Annotated in this window: 22 protein-coding genes; 4 read left to right on the forward strand and 18 right to left on the reverse strand. The window is 57.9% G+C overall.

The features are described from left to right. Positions 1–26: 26 nt before the first annotated feature. Complete coding sequence (locus tag AC5DB9_RS00100) at positions 27–221, forward strand: hypothetical protein (RefSeq protein WP_272992511.1); 195 nt, start codon at positions 27–29, stop codon at positions 219–221. Here AC5DB9_RS00100 and AC5DB9_RS00105 read toward each other — a convergent pair. From AC5DB9_RS00105 to AC5DB9_RS00120, 4 genes are all read right to left on the reverse strand, one after another. Then, a complete protein-coding gene (locus AC5DB9_RS00105; RefSeq protein WP_272992509.1) occupies positions 207–1,112 on the reverse strand; it encodes a response regulator transcription factor in 906 nt (301 codons plus the stop codon). The two genes, AC5DB9_RS00100 and AC5DB9_RS00105, sit on opposite strands and share 15 nt — an antisense overlap. Beyond that, entirely contained in the window at positions 1,109–4,465 is a 3,357-nt protein-coding gene (locus AC5DB9_RS00110) for a hybrid sensor histidine kinase/response regulator (RefSeq protein ID WP_272992507.1), read from the reverse strand. The genes AC5DB9_RS00105 and AC5DB9_RS00110 overlap by 4 nt, the downstream gene beginning before the upstream one ends. Positions 4,466–4,587: 122 nt before the next feature. Then, complete coding sequence (locus tag AC5DB9_RS00115) at positions 4,588–5,457, reverse strand: SDR family NAD(P)-dependent oxidoreductase (RefSeq protein ID WP_022958475.1); 870 nt, start codon at positions 5,455–5,457, stop codon at positions 4,588–4,590. A gap of 2 nt (positions 5,458–5,459) precedes the next feature. After that, positions 5,460–5,903, reverse strand: a complete 444-nt coding sequence (locus tag AC5DB9_RS00120; RefSeq protein ID WP_022958476.1) for a nuclear transport factor 2 family protein — start codon at positions 5,901–5,903, stop codon at positions 5,460–5,462. Positions 5,904–6,057: 154 nt separating this feature from the next. On the opposite strand from AC5DB9_RS00120, the gene AC5DB9_RS00125 reads away from it, so the two are divergent. Beyond that, complete coding sequence (locus AC5DB9_RS00125; RefSeq protein ID WP_272992504.1) at positions 6,058–6,378, forward strand: 2Fe-2S iron-sulfur cluster-binding protein; 321 nt, start codon at positions 6,058–6,060, stop codon at positions 6,376–6,378. A 17-nt stretch (positions 6,379–6,395) separates the two neighbouring features. Continuing rightward, complete coding sequence (locus AC5DB9_RS00130; protein WP_273009509.1) at positions 6,396–7,523, forward strand: tetratricopeptide repeat protein; 1,128 nt, start codon at positions 6,396–6,398, stop codon at positions 7,521–7,523. 55 nt (positions 7,524–7,578) lie between these two features. Here AC5DB9_RS00130 and AC5DB9_RS00135 read toward each other — a convergent pair whose 3' ends face one another. Further along, the gene (locus AC5DB9_RS00135) at positions 7,579–10,293 is read right to left on the reverse strand and encodes a TonB-dependent receptor domain-containing protein (protein WP_272992500.1); all 2,715 of its coding nucleotides are present in this window, start codon (positions 10,291–10,293) and stop codon (positions 7,579–7,581) included. A gap of 98 nt (positions 10,294–10,391) precedes the next feature. Then, a complete protein-coding gene (locus AC5DB9_RS00140) occupies positions 10,392–12,071 on the reverse strand; it encodes a beta-helix domain-containing protein (protein WP_022958480.1) in 1,680 nt (559 codons plus the stop codon). Positions 12,072–12,317: 246 nt separating this feature from the next. On the opposite strand from AC5DB9_RS00140, the gene AC5DB9_RS00145 reads away from it, so the two are divergent. Further along, entirely contained in the window at positions 12,318–13,670 is a 1,353-nt protein-coding gene (locus AC5DB9_RS00145; protein ID WP_272992497.1) for an OprO/OprP family phosphate-selective porin, read from the forward strand. A 91-nt stretch (positions 13,671–13,761) separates the two neighbouring features. Here AC5DB9_RS00145 and AC5DB9_RS00150 read toward each other — a convergent pair whose 3' ends face one another. The 12 genes from AC5DB9_RS00150 to AC5DB9_RS00205 all read right to left on the reverse strand — a co-directional run bounded on the left by AC5DB9_RS00150 (position 13,762) and on the right by AC5DB9_RS00205 (position 26,593). Then, a complete protein-coding gene (locus tag AC5DB9_RS00150) occupies positions 13,762–15,054 on the reverse strand; it encodes an adenylosuccinate synthase (RefSeq protein WP_272992495.1) in 1,293 nt (430 codons plus the stop codon). A gap of 28 nt (positions 15,055–15,082) precedes the next feature. After that, positions 15,083–16,252 (reverse strand): ATP phosphoribosyltransferase regulatory subunit, encoded by a 1,170-nt coding sequence (locus tag AC5DB9_RS00155; protein ID WP_272992494.1) that lies wholly within the window; start codon positions 16,250–16,252, stop codon positions 15,083–15,085. A gap of 26 nt (positions 16,253–16,278) precedes the next feature. Beyond that, the gene (locus AC5DB9_RS00160) at positions 16,279–16,464 is read right to left on the reverse strand and encodes a DUF2065 domain-containing protein (RefSeq protein WP_272992492.1); all 186 of its coding nucleotides are present in this window, start codon (positions 16,462–16,464) and stop codon (positions 16,279–16,281) included. Positions 16,465–16,611: 147 nt separating this feature from the next. Next, on the reverse strand, positions 16,612–17,484 hold the full coding sequence (gene hflC / locus AC5DB9_RS00165; RefSeq protein WP_272992490.1) for a protease modulator HflC: 873 nt from the start codon (positions 17,482–17,484) through the stop codon (positions 16,612–16,614). Between the two features lie 2 nt (positions 17,485–17,486). Continuing rightward, a complete protein-coding gene (gene hflK / locus AC5DB9_RS00170) occupies positions 17,487–18,638 on the reverse strand; it encodes an FtsH protease activity modulator HflK (protein WP_272992489.1) in 1,152 nt (383 codons plus the stop codon). 116 nt (positions 18,639–18,754) lie between these two features. Continuing rightward, complete coding sequence (gene hflX / locus AC5DB9_RS00175; protein WP_272992487.1) at positions 18,755–20,083, reverse strand: ribosome rescue GTPase HflX; 1,329 nt, start codon at positions 20,081–20,083, stop codon at positions 18,755–18,757. 28 nt (positions 20,084–20,111) lie between these two features. Beyond that, positions 20,112–20,366: an RNA chaperone Hfq gene (hfq, locus tag AC5DB9_RS00180; protein ID WP_022958488.1), complete on the reverse strand. Its 255-nt coding sequence runs from the start codon at positions 20,364–20,366 to the stop codon at positions 20,112–20,114. Positions 20,367–20,488: 122 nt separating this feature from the next. After that, positions 20,489–21,403 carry a tRNA (adenosine(37)-N6)-dimethylallyltransferase MiaA gene (gene miaA / locus AC5DB9_RS00185; RefSeq protein WP_272992530.1) on the reverse strand — a complete coding sequence of 305 codons (915 nt, stop codon included), beginning with the start codon at positions 21,401–21,403 and terminating at the stop codon, positions 20,489–20,491. Between the two features lie 31 nt (positions 21,404–21,434). Beyond that, positions 21,435–23,273 carry a DNA mismatch repair endonuclease MutL gene (mutL, locus tag AC5DB9_RS00190; protein WP_272992483.1) on the reverse strand — a complete coding sequence of 613 codons (1,839 nt, stop codon included), beginning with the start codon at positions 23,271–23,273 and terminating at the stop codon, positions 21,435–21,437. Next, the gene (locus tag AC5DB9_RS00195) at positions 23,270–24,598 is read right to left on the reverse strand and encodes an N-acetylmuramoyl-L-alanine amidase (RefSeq protein WP_022958491.1); all 1,329 of its coding nucleotides are present in this window, start codon (positions 24,596–24,598) and stop codon (positions 23,270–23,272) included. Before AC5DB9_RS00195 ends, mutL begins: the two co-directional genes overlap by 4 nt. Further along, entirely contained in the window at positions 24,595–25,056 is a 462-nt protein-coding gene (gene tsaE, locus AC5DB9_RS00200) for a tRNA (adenosine(37)-N6)-threonylcarbamoyltransferase complex ATPase subunit type 1 TsaE (protein WP_272992480.1), read from the reverse strand. The genes AC5DB9_RS00195 and tsaE overlap by 4 nt, the downstream gene beginning before the upstream one ends. Next, positions 25,040–26,593 carry an NAD(P)H-hydrate dehydratase gene (locus AC5DB9_RS00205; protein WP_273009511.1) on the reverse strand — a complete coding sequence of 518 codons (1,554 nt, stop codon included), beginning with the start codon at positions 26,591–26,593 and terminating at the stop codon, positions 25,040–25,042. The genes tsaE and AC5DB9_RS00205 overlap by 17 nt, the downstream gene beginning before the upstream one ends. Positions 26,594–26,611 lie beyond the last annotated feature (18 nt).

Consider the following 26,611-nt stretch of genomic DNA (forward strand, 5'->3'; position numbering starts at 1 on the left):
AGCAACGAGATAACAGGGAGAAACCCATGAACAAAATATTGACGACATCACTGCTGATGCTGGGCAGTTCAGCGGCTCTGGCCCATCCCGGCCACGGCAACTGGGCCAGCTTCGGTCACGACTACGAACACCTGATCTGGCTGCTGGCGGCCATCGGCGCCAGCGCACTGATTGTGCGCCTGCTGCTCAGCCGCAAAGGCAAAGACTCAGACGCTGGCTAAGACCTTCAGCGCGGCGGCGGCCGCCGCCGTGCGATTCTCCACCCCGAGCTTGGGGAAGACAGTTTCGAGGTGCTTGTTGACGGTGCGCGGACTCATTTCCAGAATCTCGCCGATCTCGCGATTGGTCTTGCCCTGTGCAATCCAGTACAGCACCTCCGACTCCCGCTGAGTGAGCGGCAGGCGATCGCGAAGGGTCGCCGCATCGGGGCGCTCGGCCGGATCGGCCAATCGAAAAATACATTCGACGTCATCGCTGTTACTCAGCAGATAAGCATCCAGCGGTTTGGGCAAGTACTCCAGCTTATAGCGCTGCCCGCGAACCGGGGCATGAGACAACCAACGCACCAGCGGCGTAAAAATCAGCTGTGCCTGCTCATCGATTGACAGGCCGCTGAGCTGCAACAACGCCTGCGCCTCGCGGGTCGCCCATTGCAGCACTCCGGACTTGTCCAGCGTAATCAGATACTGGCCGGTGCGATCCAACGCCTGCTGAACGCTCATCGCCCGTCGGGCATTGCCCAGATGCACACGCAGTCGGGCCACCAGCTCGTCGGGGTCAACAGGTTTGCTGAGGTAATCCACGCCCCCCGACTGCAAGCCGCGTACAACATCTTCGGTATCACTCAGCCCCGTCATGAAGATCACCGGAATATCCGCCAGCGCCGTGTTCGCTTTTAAACGTCGGCAGGTCTCAAAACCGTCCATGTTCGGCATGACGGCATCAAGCAAAATAATATCCGGCTGTACCTTCTCTGCGATGGTCAGCGCCTGTTGTCCGTCCAATGCCAGCAGCACACTGATCCCGGCGGCATCCAGCGTTTCATTGATAAAGCCGAGGGTGTCGGGAGAGTCGTCGACGACCAGCGCAACCTCGTTAAGCATCCGGCTCATAAGCTGTGTTCTTCCAAAACGTGAATCACCTTCGCAAACTGAATCTGTGCCGCCAGTTCCCTTACCGTAACCGCGAGGGCGGGCGGGATCTGACCTAGGCGCTCCATTTCATCCAATGCATCCGCCAGACCACGTGCGTAGCCGATTTCCGCGAGGTGGATCAAGCGACCGGCAATGGCCGCATCAATATTGAGCTCTGCGGGATCGGGCGCCGCCACCGGCGCGGCGGTCGGCAGAATCACCGAAGACTGTCGCCACTCGATCCCCATCAGCTCTGCCAGCGTTTCCAGCAAGGTCTGTAGCTTAACGGGCTTTAGCAGATACGCATTGTAAAGCAGGTTGGGGTCGGGCCGGTTGGGCGGCTCTTCCGCATTGGCGGACAACATCAGCAGCGGCTGCGTAAAACCGGCCGAACGCAGGGCGGCGGCCAACTCGTGTCCATCCTTGCCGGGCATGCTGACATCCAGCATAAACAAATCCGGCGCGCGGTCTGCGGCTTGCTGGAGACAATGCTCTGCGTCTCTGGCCTCAACCACGTTAAAGCCCAAGGGCACCAGCATGTCGGCCATCAGGCCGCGATGCACCGGATCATCATCCACGACCATGACGGTTTTTCTGGCGCCCTCGTAACCCGTGATCACCGGCGGTTCTTCCACTTCCGCCTGATTGACAACGGACGACAGCATCAGCGTCAGGGTGAAACGACTGCCCTCGCCCTCCAGACTCTCGACCCGGATATCGCCCCCCATGATCTCCGTGAGCAGGCGCACAATGGTCAAGCCCAGTCCGGTACCTGCCACCAGTGGCGAGCCCAGTTTTCTGACCCGCTCAAAGGGTTTGAAGATCGTGGCAAGGTCATCCGCGGCAATGCCGCAACCACTGTCGAGAACCGTAAATTCCGCTACCTGCGCGCGATAGCGTACGCGAAATTCGACCTGCCCCTGATCGGTGAACTTCACCGCATTGGACAGCAGGTTCGTCAGCACCTGCCGCAAGCGCTTCTCATCGGCCCGCACAATTTTCGGCAGGGCCGACTCCGCCGTAAAGAGAAACTCGACCCCTTTGGCCTGTGCCTCAGGCGCAAAAATCTGCTGCATCTGCTGCAGTAATTCGTGGAAGTCCACCATGTCACGGCGCAACTCAATGCGCCCCGCTTCAATACGCGAAATATCCAACAGGCCCTCGATCAGATCAGCCAGGTGCTCGCCGCTACGATGGATTATTGCCAGGGAATTTCGCTGCCGCTCATCCAGCTCCTGATCGCGCCGCAATAGCTGGGTATACCCCAGAATGGATTGCAACGGCGTGCGCAGCTCATGACTGATACCACTCAGGTAGCGACTCTTGGCGTAGTTGGCCGCCTCGGCGGCCTCCTTCGCACGCTGTAACTCCTGATCGGTGCGATAGTGGGCGTCAATCTCCTCCTGCAGGCGCTGCGTTTGCCGGTCGGACTCCTGCTGCGCGACCAGTCGACTTTCGTTGGCCAGCAGAAACAGCCAAATCAGCACCCCGGTAACGATGGTAAGAATGAAGTACAGACTGGTCAGCGTATCGGCAATAACCTGGGGTTTGTCACTGTCGATGGCCATTTCAAAATAGATCACCCACAGCAAGCCCGCATTGATCGCACTGATCAGCAGAAACAGGCTAACGAAACGACCAATACGCGAGAACAGGGCGTCGAGAAGACTCGCGGAGAACCATTTTCGCAGTAGCTGCCTAGCCTGCTGGGAAAAGCGCGCATCGGTTTTGCAGCTATCCATGCAGCGTGCATCCAGCGAGCAGCACAGCGAACAAATGGTGCCGTTGTACGCGCTGCAATGAGCAACGTCTTCGCGCTCGAACTCGGACTCGCAAATCACACACTGGTGCACTTCAACCGCCGGCAATTGCGGCGAGGTTCTGGCCAGGTAGAAGCGCCCTCCGGTCCACCACGCCAGCAGCGGCGCGGCCAGCATACAGCAACCCAGAGTAATGAAATGGGTCAGGGCCTTGGCCTCGGGACCGAACTGGCCGAGGTAGGCAAGCATCCCCGCCAAAGAGGCGATTAACATGGAGCCCACACCCACCGGATTGATGTCGTAGAGGTGAGCGCGTTTGAATTCGATGTGCGCGGGGCTTAGTCCCAGACGCTTGTTAATGGCCAGATCTGCCGCCAGCGTTCCCAGCCAGGCCACCGCCACGATGGCGAAGATGCCGAGCACATTCTCCAGTACGCGATAGATACCCAGCTCCATCAACAGCAGCGCAATAACCACATTAAAGACCAGCCACACGACCCGGCCGGGGTGGCTATGGGTCAGGCGGGAGAAGAAGTTCGACCAGGCAATCGAGCCGGCATAGGCGTTGGTGATGTTAATCTTCATCTGCGAGATCAGCACCATCACGCCGGCAATCACCAAACCCAATTGCGGCATGTCGTGAAAGTAGCTGTAGACCCGCTGGTACATATGTGTGGGGTCCGCGGCCTCCGTCAGCGTCATGCCTTCACTGACAGCCAAATAGGCCAGAAACGAGCCCAGCAGCAACTTCACCAGCCCGATAAATACCCAGCCCGGCCCGGCGAACAGCACCGCCAGATTCCAGCGGCGGCGATTGGCCGCCGTGCGCTGGGGCAGAAAACGCAGGTAGTCCACCTGCTCACCCAACTGCGCAATCATCGCGATCAATACCGAGGCCGCTGCACCAAAAACCAGCAGATCAAACTGCTCGGCCTGTGCGCGCCGTCCCCCGTATTCCATCCAGCTGGGCAACTGCTCATAGTCGTGAACCGCAACCAGCACCAGCGCGGCGATCTGCAAGGCCAGCCACAGGTATTGGGTGCCGATCTGAAAACGGCTGATCAGCGTGAAACCGTGCGTCACAATGGGGATGACCGCCACCGAGCACAGGACATAGCCGAGGGCCAGCGGCAAGCCAAACAGCAGCTCCAGCGCCATGGCAAGAATAGCGGCCTCAATGGCAAAGAAGATGAACGTAAACGAGGCATAGACCAGCGAGGTAATGGTGGAACCCAGATAGCCAAAACCGGCACCTCGGGTCAGCAGGTCGATGTCGACCCCGTAGTAGGCCGCATAGCGGCAGATGGGCAAGCCCACCATAAACGTTACCGCCATCACCACAACCATCGCCACGGCGGCATTGATGAAGCCGTACTCCAGGGTCACCGCCGCCCCGAGGGCTTCCAGCGCCAGAAAGGCCGTGGTGCCCAGCGCCGTCATCGCTACCCGCTCGATACTCCAGCGCCGCACCTTTTTGGCGGTGAAGCGCAGTGCATAGTCTTCGAGGGTTTCGTTGACGACCCACTGGTTGTAGTGGCGCCGCACCGGAAAAATCTGTTGATTCACGGACATAGTCAGTGGCTACCTTGTTGCCGCCGGAACACGGCTGCATGAACGGCGTCTTGTTCTGTTTAGAGTCTTGCGACGCACAGGCTCAAAGTAGTGCAACAACTATGCCGAGAGACCACACTTAGTCAGTAGACAATGGCAGGGTTTGGCGATCGCGGACTCCCCAGTGCGTCCCGATAGGAGGGCCGGTCCTCACCTTCATCTCGCACATCCAGTTCGCGGGCCAGTTCAGCACCAATGACGGTATGCCCCGACAGCGACTGAGCCCGATCACTGTGCGCCAAGGCGTAGAGAATATGGCCGGTAAATTCCGGGCGCTCCGCCGTTTTACTGAACTCCCGGTACTGCTCGGGATTAACCTGACTGGCGACCGCGGCACGCTCCGTCATCAGCGGCCCCATCCAGATTGAGACGGTATGCACGCCGGTGCCGCGCAGGTCCACCGCCATATCGTGAGCGAACTTATCCAAACCGGCTTTTTGCGCGCCGTAGGCCGGTCCATGCATATAACAGCTCGCACCAAACGAAGAACCAAAGGCAATCAAACCCGACCCTTGAGGCACCATGATATTGGCCGCGTGCCAGCTGGCAACATACGCCGAGCGCAAGCCGACATCGAGAATCCCCGCCGCGCCCAGATCTTTTTCCCAGAACGGCTTTTGCTCAATCAGCTGAGGATGCATGTAGGTGGCGTTATTTACGAGGATATCCAGCCGCCCCTGTTCTTGCTGAATCTGCTCAAACAGTGCGGCTACCTGCGTATCGTCGCTGTGGTCACAGAGCACCGCAATGCCCTTGCCACCGGCTGCGGTAATGGCCTCGGCGGTTGCCGCGACGGTGCCAGGCAGCACCGAGCCATCCCAGGCTTTGGCCTCACCGGGCGTCACCGTTCGGCCCGTGACATAAACGATCATGCCATGCGCACCGAGAGCGCGGGCAATTCCCGCACCTGCACCACGGCTGGCGCCGGTAACCAATGCAACCTGTTGCGTCATCGTTATTTTCCTTTTAGATCAATGGTGGCGGTCTGCTTGTACAAACGCTTTGAAGAAAAGATGCGATGTTTTACCCGCCAGCCTTCAGGGGTTTTTATCAACTCGTCGTAGTAGGAGCCGAAGTGCATGGGATAGCCGTTGCTGAGCGTATCGCTGCGCGGTACTGGGGCGATAATGCGAAAATACTGACGCACAATGCCGTCCTCAGCGCTGTCATCAATATGGATATTGCACATCAGATGCGCCAGTGGATGCTGACCCTCCTCATCCATATAACGCTTGATCTCAGCCAGCCCATTCAGCGTAACCAGACCCCGTACTTCGAATACCGCATCGACACAGAAAATGCCGTCCATTGCCGACCAATTGCGGTCATCGACCGCATCGCCATAGCGGCCAGGCAGCTCGTGAAGTAGCAGGCGATCTTCAACACTCAGGCGTGACATTTGCGACAGCTCTCATAAATGATGATGTGCCATGCTAGTCATTCCACTTCTGCGACGCTCCCCCCAAACAGATCAGAACCGCGCTCGCTGTGTGCCGCTCACCCGGCTACACTATGGGCCTGCATAAAAACAGGAACGGAAACAGGAGCGGGGCATGCCGCTGATTACCTTCATCAACCACAATGGCGACGCCTGGGAAGCCGAAGCTCAGAGCGGCCAGAGCTTGATGCGCGCGGCTGTCGACAACGGCATAGACGGCATTCTTGCGGAGTGCGGCGGCGCCTGTAGCTGCGGCACCTGCCACTGCTATATCGACGCGCCCTGGTTTGATCAGCTCCCCCCGGCCAGCGATATGGAAAACAGTATGCTGGAGGCCGTTCTGGAGCCTCAGGACAACAGCCGTCTTAGCTGCCAGCTTGAGGTCACCGACGCCATGGAGGGAATGACGGTGCACCTTCCCGCGTCCCAGTATTAAGCCGAGGTCCCGGCCTGATGGCATCACATCGCCTTTTACCGTTGGCCGTTGCGGTAATGTTCAATACCGCCTGCAGCCTGTCACCACCGGCAGCGCCGCTGACGCTGGAGCCCCCTGCTCCGGCAAGCACCAGCGCGCTGCTTGAGCAGGGCCAGCACTTCGGTCTGGACAATAATCCACTGACCCCAGACGATCATATTCTGGCCATGACACCGGATATGCGTTATTTCGTTGGCGAACAGGTTCCCGCCGCGCTCTCAGAACAAGCGCGGCTGCGCTACTTGGTCGACGCGCTCATTCGCCCGTCGCAGCTCGGACTGGAATATGCGCCCGGCGTCACCCTGACCGCCACCGAAACCTTTGACGAACGCCGGGGGGACTGCTTGTCATTAAGCGCCCTGTTTGTCGCGATGGCCCGCGAGGCCAAGTTGAATGTCTATTTCAACGAGGTCAGCGTACCGCCAAGCTGGGAGATGCTCAGCGATAACAGCTCGGCGATCTACAAACATATCAATGCCGTCGCCGTGATCGATGACAAGCCGCAGGTTATCGACTTCAGTGTTGATATCTACGACTACCGCTATCCACAAAAGCAGGTCGACGACGATATTGCCGCCGCGCAGTACTACAGCAACCTCGGCGTGAAACAACTCAATGGCGGCGACCCGGCAACGGCCTACGCCTATTTCCGCCGGGCATTACACCTCGGTCCGGAGGAAGCCTACATCTGGGGCAATCTCGGCGTGCTGCTGCGGCGCGAGGGACTGCTGGACGAAGCGGAGGTCGCCTTTCGCAAGGCCCTTTCACTGGACCCCGAAGAAGCCGCCGCACTGTCCAACCTCGCAAGACTTTATCGCAGCGAGGGACGACGCGACGAAGCTCGCGCGCTGGAAGTGGTGATTGCCGAGCGACAGCGGAGCAATCCCTTCTGGCACTACAGTCGGTCGCGGGCAGCCTTTGAACGGGGCGATTTCGACGAGGCGCTGACGTCCATACATCGGGCCATTCGGCTCAATCGCGAGGAATATCGCTTCTATCAGTTTGCCGCCGTCATATACCGCCGCCAGGGAAACGATAAAAAATATGAAGAATATGGCTTGCGGGCCGCACAGGCGAAATTCGCCAGCCAGCAACACACCCCCTGACAGGCGCTCACAAAAAAGGGCACCCGAAGGTGCCCTCTAGTCGCCTGGAGAAGGCCTAAAACTCGTATTGAATGCTCGCGCTGAAGGTCGTTCCTACCTCTTCCTCGTAGGTTGTTACTTCGCGACCTGCGTTCTCACGCTGGATCTCTACACCGTCATCCAAGATGTTTTTCACCTTAAGCTTCACAATCAAGCCTGGCGTCGGGTAGTAGGAATATGTGGCATCAAGCGAGTTGAAAGGCTGCTCATAAGCATCTGGCTCGCCGTTGCGACCCGCAAAGTAGAGACGCTCACCAAATACGTTATATGACAGCGTTGCCGCGTGTTTCTCATCCGGCGAGTCATACCCGAGTATCAGGTTGGCTGCGTAGTCAGAGGCTCCCACGAGGTCACGCTTGGCATTGGTAGGCGCATCAGCTTTATCACCAGCAACCAATTCGGTATCCAGCAAGGTCAGGTTGCCCTGCAGGAAGAACGGCAGCAGATGGTCAGAGAGGTCTCCGAGGCTCTTCATGAACTCGACTTCTGCACCCAGAATCTCAGCACTTTCCGCATTGATGATTTCGACAGCAGTATTGGTATCACCTGCTGCGGCCTGGAACAACTCGATCGGGTCGGTGATGTCTTTATAGAACACCGAAACGGTCAAGCTGTCGCTGTTACTGAAGAACCATTCCGCACGCACATCGTAGTTCTTGAACTGCGAAGGCAGTACATCCGGGTTACCAAACACTAGGGCATCGGTTACCGGATCCACGTAGCTGGAATCGGCAATCTCACGCAGGTCAGGGCGAACCGTGGTTTCGCTGTAGCCGAAACGCAGCTGGAAGTCCTCTGCCCAAAAACCCGGCAGCATATATGTAGCCGCCAATGACATATAGGTGTCGTCATCCTGGAAGACGGCATTCTGTAGTTCTTCTGCAATCACTTCCGGGCTGGCACCGTCATTGACAATGATAGGGCTACCGTCAAAATCCAGCGGATCCCAAGTCAGACCAACCTGCTGATAGTCCTCATAGCGAAGACCGGCAACAATGCGCCAAGTATCCTGCCAGGTTACATCCAGCTTACCGTAGTAGGCATCGACGCGATTGGCCGCAATGTAACTTTCCGAGTTACTCCCCGCGACGGCAATCTGATAACCGTTATTGGGGTCGAGCAGGTTTGCATCGCTGAAGACAACATCCAGCGGCCCCGTACGAACGGCGTCACTGGCATCGACTGAGCCCAAACCGAATTCCAGCTGACGATATGAGCGCGCTTTCTGCCAGTACTCGCTACCACCGCTGACCTCGACCTTCCAGTCCATAGTAGAGAACGGCATTTTGACTTCCCAACCGTAGCTCTCCACTTCGTCTTTCAAGTCGGTAAAGCGATAGTCCGCCGCGGTGCCATTCGCTGCCACGGTGTTTCTGCCATTACGTGGCTGGCGGGTTTGAACATCAATTTCACTGGGAATTTCTGTCGTCGACTCACTATCTGAATAGAACCAATTAAACTTCAGCCCTTCAGCAACAGCCAACGGATCCCAGCCGATCATCTCTCGAGTTACTTCACCAAAGGTGTGTTCACCGCGGATCTGATTGACCTTCATCTCGCGCTGCTCGTAGCGAATCGAGTAAAGGCGATCGGAAATACCGCCGCTGATCGGCTGGTCATTGTCGTAGCTATCTGCAATAGCCACTTCGTCATCGGTATTTCGAAGATAAAGGCTGGTGGTTTCCAAAGAGTGATCTTCGTTGAGGCGTAAACCGAAGTTCAGGTTGGCCGCCAACGACGTGTTTTGCGTCGTTTTGTCACGGAACTCGACTTCATCACTGTCGGAAATTGAACGGGCCGTTGAACTTTTCTTGCGCCAGGTACGGTCGTATGACACGCCAGCCAGCACACCAAATTCAATCTCCTCCGACTCACCCAAATAGAACCGGTTACCGATATTCACTTCTCCAGAATAATTCTGGTCGTCATCGGTCTCGTAGACATTGATATTACGATACAGGCCAGTAGCCAACTCGCGATTGATCTGCTCAGCATCCGCCAGCGTCGCATTGGGATTGGTTTGGCGAAGGTCAGTAAGAATATCGTTGCGATCCAAGCTGCCACGATATTTCTGCAACGCACTTTTCAAACTGGCAGCCAGAGCCCGAGTACCATCGTCATTGCCGAGGATATCGTCACTGCCACCTTTGTAGGTCACCAAGCCATCCCTGGACTCGGTATTGAAATCAGTCCCTACTTCGAGAGTAAAAACAAAGTCAGTGGGAATACCCTTGGTTCGGATGTCGACATTACCACCACCAAAAGCAGCAGGCATATCGGCAGAATGAACTTTCTGTACCGCAAGACTTTCCACAATCGACGTTGGGAAAATATCCAGAGGGATAACGCTTCGGCTCAAGTCTGGCGAAGGGACTACAGCCCCGTTCAACAAGGTGCTGGAGTAGCGTTCACCCAGACCACGAACAAAGACAAACTTATCGTCGATTAAGGTCACACCCGGTACGCGGCGAAGTGCTGCAGCAACGGTGGAGTCTCCAATCCGGCCAATCGCCTCAGAGCCGAGAAAGTCGACGGCGACTTCCTGCTCAAGGCGTTCGATGACCAGATTTTCGGCCGAGCTCTTCAGTCGCCCGACCACAACAACCTCTTCCAGCGGCTTGTTGAAGCTGAGATCGGAATCCGCCTCTTGAGCCACTGCAGAGATGGCCATACTCAGCGCAGTCAGGCTGAATACTGGCAGCATCCCTTTCTTAACAATCTGCTTTTTCATCGGAAAAAACCCACTAGTAATTGACCGGTGTTCAACAGAAAGGGCGCCGTAGGGCGCCCTCTGTTCACGGCTTGGCGTCGTGCATTCAGGCCTGTTGCTTATTCAAACCAAAGCGGTGCAGCACTGTTCGCGGGGTCGAGACCAAAGGCCCAGTTGGCCGTCCAATCGTCGTCTTCCGTTACGGCGCCGATGTAAGCGCGGCCTTCAGCAGGAGTCACAGTGGGTGCTGCGCCACCAAGCTTCATGTCTGCCAGCGGCAGAGAGTAGAAGCCGTTCAGGATTTCCAGGTTGGCATTGCTCGCCGCAGTGGGGTCTTCACCCGCTTCCAACGTTTGATAGGTGTCGTTGCTTTCTTGCAGCCACGCCAACTGGGTCTTGCCGCTGTTAGGCAGGTTGTCGCCATCTGTCAGGTCCTGACAGGCAATGATGCTGCTCTCGATTTTCAGCTCGCCATCATCAGCCGCTTCCAGGCCTTCATCATCAATGCGAACACAATAGTTGTAGTCGTCGTCACCCAGTTTCACATCACCTTTGTAGGCAGTGGTGATCAGGGCGTTGATGATTGTCGGGAAGTGCGCTTCGCGAATACGCATGCCCTGACCGGGATCGTGAGTACCGGTGCCATTGGGCTCGCCAGTCACCTCGGTAGCAGACACGATACAAGTGAGGTTTTTGATAGTCGCGCGAGAGTTCAGGCCACGATCAATGAAGTCCTGCAGAGTCGCGGCATCTTTGCTGGAGTAGCTGCCAATACCATCTGACTCTACACAGCGGTTGCCGTCATTTTCTGACTGGATGACCAGGGCATAGTCGATTGTGCCGCGGTAGCCTTCATCAACATCGATGGAGTCATCGCGAACATACAATGCAACATAGTGGCTGACATTCACTGCGCCGCCGAAGAATTCAATACCATCGTCGTAGGTTGAATACGCTTGCAGATAATCAACTGTCGTACCTGAGCCCACAGCATTGAAGGAAATACCGTTGAGCTCATTGTCTTCTTCAACTTCAAAACCGGTGTGCTTAACGATGAAGTAATTCAGTGAGCCCGAGCTGTCGGCATTGTTATCACCGCCGTAGTGAGTTTGGCCAGCACCCGCTTTACCTTCAGCAGCCACGTGGCAATCACTGGTAGCGAGGTTATCGTCATCAAAAGTCCCGGTGTAGGCACACTTATTGGTGACACCGAAGCCATTGATGATCAAGCCACCCCACTGCTGCACGTCTTCTGCGCCAACCGCGTCTTCAACGGCATCAGAAACAGAAGTAATAGTAACCGGAGCACCTTGTTCGCCGTTGGCAAAGATTTGCGAACCACGGTTGATGACCATGTAATCGTCGCTGCCCTGGAATGCCAGCGTTACACCTGCTTCAATTTCAATGGCAGAGCCATCACCGCCTTCAACAATACCCGCAGCAGCCATGTCAGCGTCGTTATCGTAGTTACGACCAACAACCAGGCTGTCGCGGAAAATGTGGACACCGCCGTTGCTAAGCTTGGTGAAAACCACCGGGTCAGTAGCAGCAACTTCAATGGGATTAGTCAGGCTGACGAAATCTGAACCATAAATACAGTTGACGCCATCAACGCTACCCTGACGAGTCACGCCGTTGTCATTGTACGAGGCACAGAAGTTAGTGCCGCCAGTTGAACCGCCACCAGTGCTGTTATCAACTGAATTGTTCTGGGCGTTGATATTGATGTCGCCACCGCCGCCACAACCAACCAGGGCCATAGCCGAGGCCATTGCTGTCATCGCAAAAAGCTTTTTCATAGGGACTTATCTCCGTAACCTTCTCAATAAGGGCATAGGTAATTTGTCGATGGGGCGTATGCTAGGCGGGAGGAATGACAGATGCGTGAACGTAATGTGACGAAAATGTTTCACGAATTGTGACAACAACACGGCGAGGGATTAAAAATCAGCCAAAATCACACTGGATAAGTCATAAAACTGTCATAAAATGTAAATAAAATTGCCATCTTCTTAGTACCACTCGGCATTTGGATACCCAGAATCATGACAAGTACTTTCCGGCAGTTACGTTATATCCCGTTGTTTATCATGGGCTTTTCTGCTTCTTATAACGCAGCCGCGCAGACGAGCACCTCGCCAGAGCTTCTGGATATCTTGGTAGAAAAACAAATCCTGACCGAGAGTCAGGCAGAAGAGATTCGACAGGCCGAGAAAGAGCGCCGCAGTGTGAATAATGCCGTTGTGGACATCGGCAGCGGCGGTCTGAAAGTGAAAAGTGCAGATGGGCGCAGCAGTTTTCAATTCGGCGGTCGCCTCCACGCAGATGCCGCGGTTCACGACCACGAGGAACTGGCCGGACAGCAGGACGGCATTGATGGCACCCAGATTCGACGCGCACGTTTGTATGCCAAAGGCGATATCGGCAAACAGTGGTCTTACCTGATCGAAGCCGATTTTGCCGGCAACAAAACCAGCCTCAAAGATGCGACGCTGGGCTACCATTTCAGCGGACTGCCGCTGACGGTGACCGTAGGGAATCAGAAGCAAGCTGTGAGCATGGAGATTGAAGAAAGCTCCAACGATATCCCCTTTATCGAGCGCTCGCTGGTCGCCGGCATTACCACGCCCTATTTTGATCGCGCTATCGGCATTACCGCTGCATCAGGTGGCGACAACTGGCACTTCAAGACCGGCTTGTTCGGGGACGGCGTCTCGGATGGCGACGCGGATGAAGGCACTGGCTTTGGCCTGCGCGCTACCTATGCGCCGATAGTCAGTCGCACCCGCCTGCTGCATGTAGGGGGCTCATTCGGCTTGCGCAATACCAGTGACGATGGCTTGGCTAACGGCAAGTCACCCGGCTTTTCCTACAAGACCACCAATTTTTCAGACCTGAAACCGGTCAGCGCCAGCATCGCTGACATGGAGCAGGTGCAGACCGGCGTGTTTGAGCTCGCTGCCATGTGTGGGCCGTGGACGTTTCAAAGTGAATACGCGGTTACGGATGTCAGCCGCGAAACCGGAGACGACCTGAGCTTCTCCGCCTACTACGCGCAGGTGGCCTATCTCATCAATGGCCAGCGCCGTTATAAGGCGTCTGAAGGCGAGTTCAAATACCCCAGCATCAATGCCGACTTCAATCCTGAGCAAGGACACTGGGGCGCAGTGGAACTGGCTGCCAGATTCGATCATATCGACCTGGAGGATGGGGATATTTCCGGTGGCGAGGCCGACCGGATAACCCTGGCGTTGAACTGGTATCTCAATCGCAATGTGCGAATGATGCTGGACTACAGCCACAGCTATGAACTGAAAGGCGGGGCGTTGCAGAATGTCAACGGCGAGCTCGCCGATGACATCGACACCTACGCCATGCGGGTGCAGCTGAGCTTCTAACTGGCAAACAGCCTCGCCAAGCAGGCAAAAAAAGGCCATGCATACTGCATGGCCTTTTTTTATATCACTGCGCGAATGTCGCGCCGCCCTCTTAAGCGAAGGGGTGACGCAGGACAATCGTCTCTACGCGGTCCGGGCCGGTAGATACGATATCGATGGGGACATTCAGCAGGGCTTCGAGACGCTCGATGTAGGCGCGCGCATTCGCGGGCAGCTCATCCAGCGATTTCACACCGATGGTCGACTCGGTCCAGCCGGGCAGCTCTTCGTAGACCGGCGTGATCTGATCGTAGTCTTCACAGTCGAACGGTGCCGAGATCGACTCGCCGGCAGGGTTCTTGTAGTCGACGCAGACTTTCACCGTTTCCAGTCCGTCCAGCACGTCGAGCTTGGTCAGGCACAAGCCGGTAACGCTATTGATGCGCACTGACTGGCGCAGCGCCACGGCATCGAACCAGCCACAGCGACGGGCGCGGCCCGTGGTTGCTCCAAACTCATGACCCTGCTTCGCCAGATGCGCACCCACATCATCAAACAGTTCTGTGGGGAACGGGCCGCTGCCTACGCGGGTAGTGTAGGCTTTGGTAATACCCAGTACATAGTCCAAGTACAGCGGACCAAAGCCGCTGCCGGTGGCCGTGCCGCCTGCAGTGGTGTTTGAGGAGGTAACAAAGGGGTAGGTGCCGTGATCGATATCCAGCAATGAACCCTGCGCACCTTCGAACAGAATATTGGCACCGGCTTCGCGATACTCGTGCAACGCGCTGGTGACATCCACCACCATCGGGCGCAGCTCTTCAGCCATGCGCAGGGCCTCGTCCAGTGTCTGCTGGTAGTCCACCGCCTCGACCTTGTAATACTGGGTCAGGGTGAAGTTGTGGTAATCCATCACCTCTTTCAGCTTTTCAGCAAAACGCTCGGCGTGGAACACATCGCCAAGACGCAGACCACGACGGGACACTTTATCTTCATAGGCCGGGCCAATGCCGCGGCCGGTGGTACCGATTTTGGCATCGCCACGGGCCAGCTCGCGGGCTTTGTCCAGCGCCACATGGTAGGGCAGGATCAGCGGACAGGCGGGGCTGAGTCGCAGGCGCTCACGCACCGGTACGCCGCGCGTCTCCAGTTCGGCCATCTCTTTCAGCAAGGCCTCAGGTGACAGCACAACACCGTTGCCGATCAGGCAGGTCACGCCTTCGCGCAGGATGCCCGACGGAATCAGGTGAAGAACGGTTTTTTCACCGCCAATAACCAGGGTGTGACCAGCATTGTGCCCCCCTTGAAAGCGGGCGACCGCATTGGCCTGATCCGTCAGCAGATCGACGATCTTGCCTTTGCCTTCGTCTCCCCACTGGGTGCCCAATACCACTACATTCTTGCTCATATCCGCATCTCTGGATAAAGGTTCTGACTTACCCCAGTGGCTTAACCAGCCACTGGCCATTCTCTTCTACAAGTTGACGATCGCAGTCACCTGCCATCGATTGCCCTGGCAAACCACTGACTACCCGCTCACCGGACTCGCGTAATTGCTGTACCACCTGCCACTGCTCAGCGGAGTCGCTGTAGGGAGCATAAATCCCCCCTGTCGCGGCGCTCGCGGGCAGCAGGCTGATCAGGGCTTTGAGATCAATACTGAAGCCAATAGCCGGACGACCACGGCCAAACAGCTTGCCGATGTCATCGTAGCGGCCACCGGAAGCCAACTGTTGCCCGTGCTCACTCACCAGAGCCGAGAATACCAAGCCGGTGTGGTAGTGGAAGCCGCGCAATTCGGCCAAGTCGAAATAAAAGCGCAGTTCAGGAATGCGCTGGGACAGCTGCTGGTGAAGCGCAGACAGGCTGTCGATGGCGGCCACCGCGGCATCATTGTCGGCAAACAGTTCACGGCCTTTGGCCAGCACATCGCTGCCGCCGTGCAAGGCATTGAGCCCGCGCAGCTGTTCGGCAATTTTCTCACTCACTGACAAGCCAGCCACGAACTCTTCCAGCTCTGCGGCGGCCTTGCGTTGCAGGATATCGAAATAGCGCTTCTGCTGCTCTTCGCTGAGGCCAGCGGCGCTGACGACCGCCTGATAGACACCCACGTGTCCGGTGTCCAGGGTGATATTGCTGAGCCCTGCAACCCGCAGGGTCTCCAGCATCAAACAGATAATTTCCAGGTCGCTGGCCTGGCTGTTGTCGCCGTACAGCTCGGCACCGAGTTGAATCGGCGAGCGCGACGCCAGCGGCTTTTTGGGGCGAGTGTGCAGCACGCTTCCCGCGTAACAGAGTCGTACCGGCCCTTCGCGCTTCAGGCTGTGGGCGTCAATGCGCGCAGCCTGAGGGGTGATATCGGCGCGCAAGCCCATCAGGCGGCCGGTTAACTGATCGGTCACACGGAACGTCAGCAGGTCGATGTCGCTGCCCAACCCCACCAACAGGGACTCGGTGAATTCCAGCATCGGCGGAATCACCAGCTCATAACCCCAGCGTTTATAGAGATCGAGCAGACGGCGGCGCAGATGCTCCACCTGCTCCGCTTGTTCAGGCAGCAGTTCTTCCACCCCATCGGGGAGTAGCCAGCGATCAACCAGGGTCATAAATCACAATCTCTCGACGTGTTGTTTCAGCGCAGGAAATTCAGCATCAACAGCCCGACAACCATGCTTGCCAGGCCCAACATCCGTACTTTTTGGCTATCCAGATCGGCCATGCGATAGGCCATCATGCGCCAGCGATCGGGGCTGAGAAATGGCAGAATTCCTTCAATCACCAGCACCAGACTCAATGCAACTGCCAGTTCTTGCCACATTTCCCACGCCCGCTAAAAACAAAAAAATCCGTGCGGGTTACAGCGCATTCAGCACTGGCCCTGCCCGGATGCGCGAATGATACCACAATCGCTGCGATTGGCGGCATGGCAGCGACGTTTATGGGCGTCGCTGCCAACTACTCACACTTACTTGCCGCTGCCGCTTTTCAGGTAGCGGAAAAACTCGCTGTCACTATCGAGTACCAGCAGATCTCCGCCGTTTTCAAACGACGCTTTATAGGCCGTGAGGCTGCGCACGAAGGCGTAGAATTCCGCATCGGCGCTGTAAGCGGCAGAGTAGATTCGTGCGGCCTCGGCATCACCTTCACCGCGAATCACCTGAGAATCACGATAGGCGTTCGCGGCAATTACTGTGCGCTCGCGATCGGCGGTTGCGCGGATTTTCTCTGCCTGCTCACGACCGGTCGAACGGTGCTCGCGGGCTTCCCGCTCACGCTCGGAAGTCATCCGGTCAAATACCGACTGACTGACCTGAGCGGGCAGATCAATGCGCTTCACCCGCACGTCAACCAGCTCGATACCGAACTCCGCCGTCGTGATGGTGTTCAGCTCGGAGGTCAGATCCGTCATCAGTGAATCACGCTCGCCGGACACCACCTCATGGAAGGTGCGCTCACCGAATTTGTTACGCAAACCGGTATTGATGCGCTGCGCCAGCAGGCCTTCGGCACGCTGCTCTTCCCCGTTGGTCGCGGTGTAGAAAGTTTCGGTGTCGATAACTTTCCACTTGGCGTAGAAATCCACATCCAGCGGTTTCTTCTCATTGGTCAGGAAACGCTGGGTCGGCGCATCCAGGGTGAGAATGCGGCGCTCGAACTTGCGAATGGTGTGCACAAAGGGCGTTTTGAAACCCAGCCCGACTTTCACATTCGGGTTGACCACCTCACCGAACTTGAGCATTACCGCCCGCTCGGTTTCCTTAACAATGTAGATAGAGTTGTAGCCGATGACGACGATCGCCAGTACGGCCAGCAGTATCGTGAATTGACGATTAGCCATGATTAACGACCCTCCCGGCGGCTTGTTTGACTGTCGCGACGCAGTTGCTCAACGACCCGATCGGTCAGATCGCGGATATCCACTTCGCCGCTGCCCATCGGGCGCGAGGTAGTCCGTTGCTCCATCAGCTTATCCAGGGGCAGGTACATCATATTGTTGCCGCCCTCGACATCAACCATCACCTTACTGGTACCGGCGTACAGTTCCTGCAGGGCATCAATATAGAGACGCTCGCGGGTCACCTTCGGCGCCTTTTTGTACTCGGCAGCCAGCTCAACAAAACGCTGCGCTTCACCCTCTGCTTTGGCAATCACCTGCTCTTTGTAAGCCTGGGCCTCTTCCAGCTGACGCTGGGCGGCACCGCGGGCTTCAGGAATCAAGCCATTCGCGTAGGCTTCCGCCTCGTTTTTCAGTCGCTCGCGGTCCTCTTTGGCGCGGGTCACGTCATCAAAGGCGTCCTGCACCTGCGACGGCGGCTGCGCGTCCTCGATGTTGACCTTGGCAACCTGAATGCCACTTTGATACGCGTCGAGATAATTTTGCAGGCGCACCTGAGTATCGACCGCCACTTCTTCACGGCCTTCAGTGATGACCTGATCCATTTTCGAGCTGCCCACCACATGACGCAGTGCGCTTTCCAGTGCGTGTTCGAGGCTCAGCTCCGGGCTCTTCACTTTCAACAGGAAATTGGCTGGATCCGACACGGTGTACTGCACCGAGACGGAAATATCGACGATGTTTTCATCTTCGGTCAGCATTTGTCCGCGGCTGGCGGCAGCCCGAACCTTGGTGGTGTTGATGATATTCACATCATCGACCAGTGGTGGCGCCCAGCGCAGGCCCGGCATCACCGTGGCGTGGTAGACACCGAAGCGCAGCACTACTGCACGCTCCTGCTGATCAACCTGGTAGAAACCAAAAAGTCCCCAGACGATAACAGCCAGCACCGCGAGAATGCCGATGCTGCCAGCATTCATGGCCAGACCACCACCATTGTTGCCGCTATTACCGCCGTTTTTGCCACCGCCGAACAGACTGTTCAGCCGGTCCTGCAGCTTTTTCAGCGCCTCATCCAGATCCGGTGGCCCCTGGTTATTGTTGCCTCCTCCCCAGGGATCGTTATCTCGACCTCCACCCGGTTCATTCCAGGCCATAGGTTTCTCCTGTGTGCTTGCGTTAAGCGCCCGCGTGCAGGCTTGTAACGCCAACACGAATCGAGCCAAGTAATTGATTGAAGCGGCAGTCTAGCAGATTTGGACTGCGCTGCTAATCACTGCTCCAGCCAATCGGGGACTGGCGGACGCGGTGTCTTTCTGTGCACGGTCAGGGCGTCTTCCCGAAGCGATTCGGCCGCGAGAAAGCGCTGCCAGTCTGCTTCTGGCAAACGCAACTGCAAGTGGAAATTGCCCTGCTCGTCCAGCGATTCATTCTTTACTGCATCCAGCGCATAAAGGCGGGCACGCAGTTTTCCTTCTGCGGCACTCAAGGTCATCGCCAGGTCGGCAATCTCGCCCCCCAGCAACTCACTGAGCGCCTGTTTGAGCAAATCCAAACCCTGTCGCCGCTGGGCCGACAACCAGACTCGCAGCGGCTTACCGTGCTCATCACGTTCAATACGCGGCGAGCTGCCCAACAGATCGGTTTTGTTGTAGACCTCCAGCACCGGAATATCGTCGGCGCCAATCTCTTCGAGCACACTGCGCACCTGAAAAATATTATCGCTGCGTTCAGGATCGGCACAGTCCACCACATGCAGCAGCAAGTCTGCCAGCGTGGCTTCCTCCAGCGTCGCGCGAAATGCCTCAACCAACTTGTGGGGCAGGTGGCGAATAAAGCCTACAGTGTCGGCCAGCACTACCGGCCCCACATCGTCGATGGCGATACGCCGCAGCGTCGGATCCAGCGTGGCAAACAGCTGGTCTGCCGCGTAGACCTCGGCCTGCGTCAATACATTGAACAGCGTGGACTTGCCCGCGTTGGTATAGCCCACCAGCGATACAGCGGGGATATCGGCCCGCCGACGGGCGCGACGCGCCTGCTCCCGCTGGCGGCGCACCTTGGCGAGACGGGCCTGAATACTTTTGATTCGCGCCCGCAGCAGTCGGCGGTCAGTCTCCAACTGGGTTTCACCCGGACCACGCAAACCAATCCCGCCCTTCTGGCGCTCAAGGTGGGTCCAGCCGCGGATCAGCCGGGTCGACATGTGCTCGAGCTGTGCCAGCTCAACTTGCAGCTTGCCCTCGTGGGTACGGGCGCGCTGGGCAAAGATATCGAGAATCAGACCGGTACGATCAAGCACGCGACACTTCAGCTCGCGCTCGATATTGCGTTCCTGACTGGGGGAAAGGGCGTGATTGAACAGCACCAGCTGTCCATCGTGCTCAGCCAGTGCCTCTCGTATTTCGTCGAGTTTTCCGGAGCCGACAAACAGGCGGGGATCGGGGTGCTGGCGCTGACCGGTGATAAAGGCGACGGGATCTCCCCCGGCCGATGTCACCAGCTGCACAAACTCATCGGCGTCTTCGCGGGCGTCCTCACTGTTGAGATTCAGGTGGACAAGTACCGCGCGTTCACCGGAATCGGGGCGTTCAAATAGCAAGGACGAACCTCAGAATCAGACGTACCGCTTAGGCGTTTTCTTGCTCGTCGTCTTCCGGCGGATGCGCCATGGGCAGACGAACAACGCGAGAGGGGACCACGGTAGAAATGGCGTGTTTGTAGACCATTTGGCTGACGGTGTTTTTCAGCAGAACGACAAACTGATCGAAAGACTCGATCTGTCCCTGCAGCTTAATGCCGTTTACCAAATAAATAGAAACCGGAATACGCTCCTTGCGAAGAATATTCAGATAAGGGTCTTGTAAGCTGTGCCCTTTTGACATGCTAATCTCCTTGTTGCCCAAATCGGGCGCTGATAAAAAGTATCAATCAAAATACGAGCTGTGGACCGAGAGCAGCCTCGCAAGTTCGCAAATTAACCTAGGTTGGCCCAGTATAGCGCATGTCAATCACTTATAGCATTGCCGAGCGCCGCTATCACGGTATTTAGTTGATCTTCGCGACGCTCGCCAGTTCCCAGCCACTGTAAATCTTTCCAGCCCCGCAGCCAGGTCATCTGTCGCTTGGCAAGTTGGCGGCTGGCAATCAGTGCCCGCTCGAAGGCCTCATCCAGATCATAACGCCCCTGCAAATGCAGCCAGACCTGGCGATAACCCACGGCGCGAACGGCGGGCAGCTCCTCGTGCAGGTCGCCCCGCGCCATCAGGCTGCGCACCTCCTCAACAAAACCCTGCTCAAACATGATCCGCAAGCGCAGCGCGATCCGGCGATGCAGTTCGGCGCGATCCGGCGGCGCCACCGCAAACTGAAAAAACTGCCAGGGCGGACGTTGCTCGATCTGACGCGCACGCCATTCACTCATCGTCACGCCACTGGCGCGATAGACTTCCAACGCCCGACTGAGTCGCTGACTGTGATTGGGGTGAATCTGCTCGGCGCAGGCCGGATCCACCCCCGCCAGCTCGGCATGAATGGCTGGCCAGCCCTCGCGCATCGCCTTGTCGGCGATGGCCTCGCGAATTGCAGGATCGGCCTCGGGCATGTCGGCGAGCCCTTCCAGCAGCGCCTTGAAATACAGCATGGTGCCGCCCACCAACAGGGGAATCCGCCCCGCGTCGCTACTGCGCTGCATTTCCCGCAGGGCATCGCGGCGGAACATCGCCGCAGAATAGGCCTCGGAGGGGTCGCAAATGTCCACCAGTGCATGGGGGTAGCGCGCCAGCTCTGCCGGGCCGGGTTTGGCGCTGCCAATATCCAGCCCCCGGTAAACCAGCGCGGAATCCACGCTGATAATGTCGCAGGGCAGTGCGTCGCAGAGCGCCATGGCCAAATCGGTTTTACCCGAGGCCGTCGGCCCCATCAGTAGAATAGCCGTTGGCAGGGCGGAAGGCTCAGCGACCACGCAGGAACCACTTGTCGAGCTCGGCCATGCTCACCTGTACCCAAGTAGGACGGCCATGATTGCATTGGCCGCTTCGCTCGGTGGCTTCCATGTCCCGCAGCAGGCCGTTCATTTCGGGAATCGTGAGCCGTCGATTGGCGCGAACCGAGCCATGACAGGCCATGGTCGCGAGAATTTCATTGATATGGGCAGCAATCCGGTCGGTACTGCCATATTCCAGCAGGTCGGCGATCACATCGCGCACCAGTTGCTCGACCTGACTGTCAGCGAGAATCACCGGCAGTTCGCGTACGACCAGCGATTCCTGAGAAGCCCGCTCGACGCGCATGCCCAGCTCGGCAAATACCGCCGCGTGCTGCTCGGCACAATCGGCTTCGCGCTCGCTGACCGCCAGCGACTGCGGCACCAGCAGGGGCTGACTTCGCAAGCCCTCGCCGTCTCTGGCCGCCTTCATACGTTCATAGGTAATCCGTTCGTGGGCAGCATGCATGTCCACCAACACCATACCCTGGGCATTTTCCGCCAGAATATAGACGCCCTTGAGCTGAGCCAGCGCGTACCCCAGCGGCGGAACTTCCGCATCACTTTCGTCCGGCGACGGATCCCGCAAGCGTTGATAAGCGGGCATTTGATCCGCCACCCGCGAGACATTACTGCCACCAGCATACGGCGACGGCGACTGATAGCCTCCCGATGGCGGCGCTGCCGGCGCTGCGGGCGTTGACCAATCAGCCTCCCGCAGCGGCATGGCAGACTGCTGCTGCGGCATGGATTGCAGCGTCGACGTCGGCGGGGGAATCGAGGCATTCTGGGGAACCGTGTCAGGGCGCACGTCCGCAAGCGTTTTGTGCAAGGTGCGGAAAATAAAATCGTGCACGCTGCGACCATCGCGAAAACGTACTTCGTGCTTGGTCGGATGCACATTCACATCGACCAGCGCCGGATCCAGTTCCAGATACAAAACAAAAGCCGGATGGCGGCCATTGAACAACACATCGCGGTAGGCCTGTCGCACCGCATGGGCGACCAGGCGGTCACGGATGTAGCGACCGTTGACGTAGAAATGCTGCAAATCCGCCTGACTCCGGGAGAAGCCGGGCAGGGCTACCCAACCCCACAACCGCAGACCAATGGCCTCGCGCTCGATAAACAGCGCATTTTCCATAAACGCCGGGCCGCAAACTGCCGCCAGACGGCGCTCCTGCTCGAGCTGACTCTGCGCAGGTTTCAGGCTGTGAACCGCCCGTCCGTTGTGCCGCAGCGAAAAGCCGACTTCAAAGCGACCCAAGGCCTGCCGCTTGACGACCTCATCGAGATGGCCGAACTCGGTTTTTTCAGTACGTAAAAACTTGCGGCGCGCCGGGGTATTAAAGAACAGGTCGCGCACCTCCACCGTCGTGCCGCGCGGATGTGCCACCGGCTCCAATACCGCACTCATATCTCGGCCCTCGGAGCGCGCCGCCCACCCGCTGCTGTCGTCGCCGTTGGCGCTGCTTAAACACAGCCGCGAGACCGAGCTGATACTGGCCAGCGCCTCACCGCGAAACCCCAGACTCGCAACGGCTTCCAAATCGCTGAGATCGTTAATTTTGCTGGTGGCATGACGGCTGAGCGCCAGCGGCAAATCTTCTTTGCCGATGCCGCCACCGTCATCGCGAACGCGAATCAGCTTAACGCCGCCCTCTTCCACTTCCAGGTCGATGCGGCGGGCACCGGCATCCAGGCTGTTCTCTACCAGTTCTTTAACCACCGAGGCGGGACGCTCTACCACCTCGCCCGCGGCGATCTGGTTCGCCAGTCGAGGATCGAGTAAATGAATTTTTGTCATTGAACCGGGGGAATCTGAATTTTCTGACCGACGCGGATTGCACTGTCCGCCAGGCCATTGTGACGCTGCAACTCTGCAACACTGATGTTGTGACGGGCACTGATCCCCGACAGGGTATCGCCGCTGGCAATAATGTATTCGCGCACGTCGTTGGACGGAGCCACCGTGCCACGCTTAACCGCAGCGAAGTAGGTATCTGGCGGCGGGCTTTCGCGGAAATAGCGATCGATGCCCTCGAAAATCGCCTGGGCCATCTGGTTTTGATAGCGCGACGTTGCCAGCTTTCGGGCTTCTCCAGGGTTAGAGATAAACCCGGTCTCGACCAGCAGCGAGGGAATATCCGGCGACTTGAGTACCGCAAAGCCCGCCTGTTCAACACGCTTGCTGTGCAGGCGGGAAATCTTGCCCATTTCACCCAGCAGTTGCGCCCCTACACTCAAACTGGCATCCAGTGTGGCCGTCATCGACAGGTCGGTCAGCACCCCGGCCAGCACGTGATCCTTATCAGAAAGGCTCACACCACCCACCAGGTCAGCCTCGTTCTCGCGGCGAGCCAGAATTCGCGCCGAGGCACTCGTGGCACCACGTTGAGACAGAGCATACACCGAGCTGCCATTGGCGCTGGGGTGAGTGAAGGCATCGGCATGCACCGACACAAAGAAATCGGCTTGGGCCTTGCGAGCCAGATCGCGACGCTTGGCGAGCCCCACGTAATAGTCGCCGTCGCGAATCATCACGACTTGATAGCCGCGCTTGCTCTGGAACTTGGCCTGCAGTTTTTTAGCAATCTTATAAACAACATCCTTTTCACGCAGCTTACCGGGGCCTATGGCACCGGGATCCTCGCCGCCGTGACCGGCGTCGATGGCAATCACCACATCGCGCTGCGGCGTTTCGCTGACACTTTTCACCACCTTGGGTGGCTCGTTTTCTTTCTGCTGGTCAAGAAAATCCACGACCAGGCGGTCGTTCTGGCCCGCACTCGCAGCGAGGAAAAAGCTGCGTGCCTGAACCGCATCACTGAGATCAAACACGACCCGCAGCTTGCCGTCGGGCTTTGCCGCGTAGCGCATACGCTGAATGGGGCTGTTCTCGAAGGTCAGCGTATCCGTGGCCGCCTTCATTTCGGCAGTGGAGATGTCCACCACCAGGCGATCAGGGCCGCTCAGGGAAATGACTTCATGACTGACCGGCGCGGTGAGGTCGAACACCACACGGCTGTGATCCGGCGCACGCCAGAAACGCACATCGCGCACGTCGGCGGCCGATGCGAAGCCGGCAAACAGCAGTGTGATACACAGGGCAGCGATGTGGGTAGGTTTCATAGCGCCTTTAATTTCGTAATGATCTCTTGCCCGCGCTCGCTGTTGGCCTCGAGCGTCAAGCGTCGACCGTGTCCCTGTTGGCGGATGTTAACCTGTATATCGGGAGCTGGCAAAATTCCCGCACCCCGCTCAGGCCACTCAATCAGACAGATACTGCGGTCATTGAGGTAGTCCCGCAGTCCCATGTATTCCAGCTCTTCGGGATCACCCAGCCGATACAGATCAAAGTGATAAACACTGACCTCCGGCATGTCATAGGGTTCCACCAGCGTATACGTCGGACTTTTTACCGCGCCGGTATGCCCGAAGGCGCGCAACACTCCCCGACAAAAGGTGGTTTTACCGGCCCCGAGATCACCGTGCAGAAACAGCACCGTTGATGGCAATAGCTGAGCACCCAACTGCTCTCCCGCCGCGACCGTCGCCGCCTCATCCGCCAGCTCAAGGCTGTAGGTCATTCATGACTCCCCGAAGTTGTTCCACTACATCCATCGCCAGCAGGCCGCGTTCGCCAGTTTGGGCCGCGCGATCCGCTGACCGTGCGTGCACGGCAGCCCCCATGCAGCAGGCGTCACTGGCAGACAGGCCCTGCGCCAGCAACGCGGCGATAATACCGCTGAGCACATCCCCCATGCCACCACTGGCCATGCCCGGATTACCACCTTCATTCACCCAGCATCGCTGTCCGTCGTCAATAAGGGTTCCCGCGCCTTTTAACAGCACCACCGCGCGGTAACGCCGCGCCAGCTCCCGGCAAGACTGAAAGCGGTCAGCCTGCAGAGCTGCCACACTGCAACCGAGCAACCGCGCCGCTTCGCCGGGGTGCGGCGTCATCACCCGCACACGGCCGGGCTGCGCGTCACAGTGTTTCATATACCGGTCGGGCTGGGCGGCGATCAGGTTCAGGGCATCGGCATCCATAACTAACGGTTTATCCGAAGCCAGCGCCTGGGTCAGCAGTGATTGCCCCCAGTCACTCTGTCCCAGTCCTGGCCCAATCACCAACACAGAAGCCCTCGCCAACTGCGTCGCCAGCTCCGGCGACGCCCCCAGCGGATGCACCATCACCTCGGGACGCTGAGCAAGAATCGCCGCAAGATGCTCGGGATGCGTGGCGCAAGAGATCAGCCCGGCGCCACAACGGGCCGCGGCACTGGAGGCCAGTATCACCGCCCCCGCCGTGCCGTAATCGCCGCCCATCACCAGCACATGACCAAAGTGCCCTTTATGCGCCGCCAGCGGGCGGGGGCCCCAGCTACGCAGCCGGGCATCCAGATCAATACGGCAAGCAACGGGCGGAAATTCCTCAAACAACGCCGATGCCAGCCCCAAATCTTCAAGCAGCAACTCACCGCAATACTCCGGTGCCACGCCGGTAAACAGGCCACACTTCCAGGCGATAAAGCTCACCGTAAGTGTGGCGCGCACCGCCTCACCGCCGTACATTCCCGTGTCGGCACTCAGCCCCGAGGGCACATCAATCGCCAACACCGGCAACGAGGCCGCGTTAATCGCGGTAATGACCTGCGCATAGTCCTCGCTCAGCGGACCACTGAAGCCGGTGCCCAGCAGCGCGTCGACAATCACTGAGTCTGCCTCAGGCCTCTGCCCCTGCCAGGGCTCGGCGAGCACCCCCGCATTGCGGGCCATATCAGCCGCCAACGCCGCATCGCCTTTCAGATTCTGGCTGAGCGCCCACAATTGCACGGAAAAGCCCGCCTGCCGTGCCAACGCGGCAATGACATAGCCGTCGCCGCCGTTGTTGCCACCACCGCAAAACACCTCAACACAGCGCGCCTTCGGCCAACGTCGCTGCAACTGCGCAAACGCCGCTGCCCCGGCACGGCACATCAACTCAAAGCCAGGAATGCCGCCATCAATCGCACGGCGATCCATTTCTCTCGACTGCTGCGCCCGATACAGCGCCAGTGGATCAGGGCCGGTTGCCCGCACAGCATCCATTTCATCTCTCCAGCCATGTAGAATACCGTTCATGATACCCCTCAATGACCG

Source organism: Spongiibacter sp. (assembly GCF_984394615.1).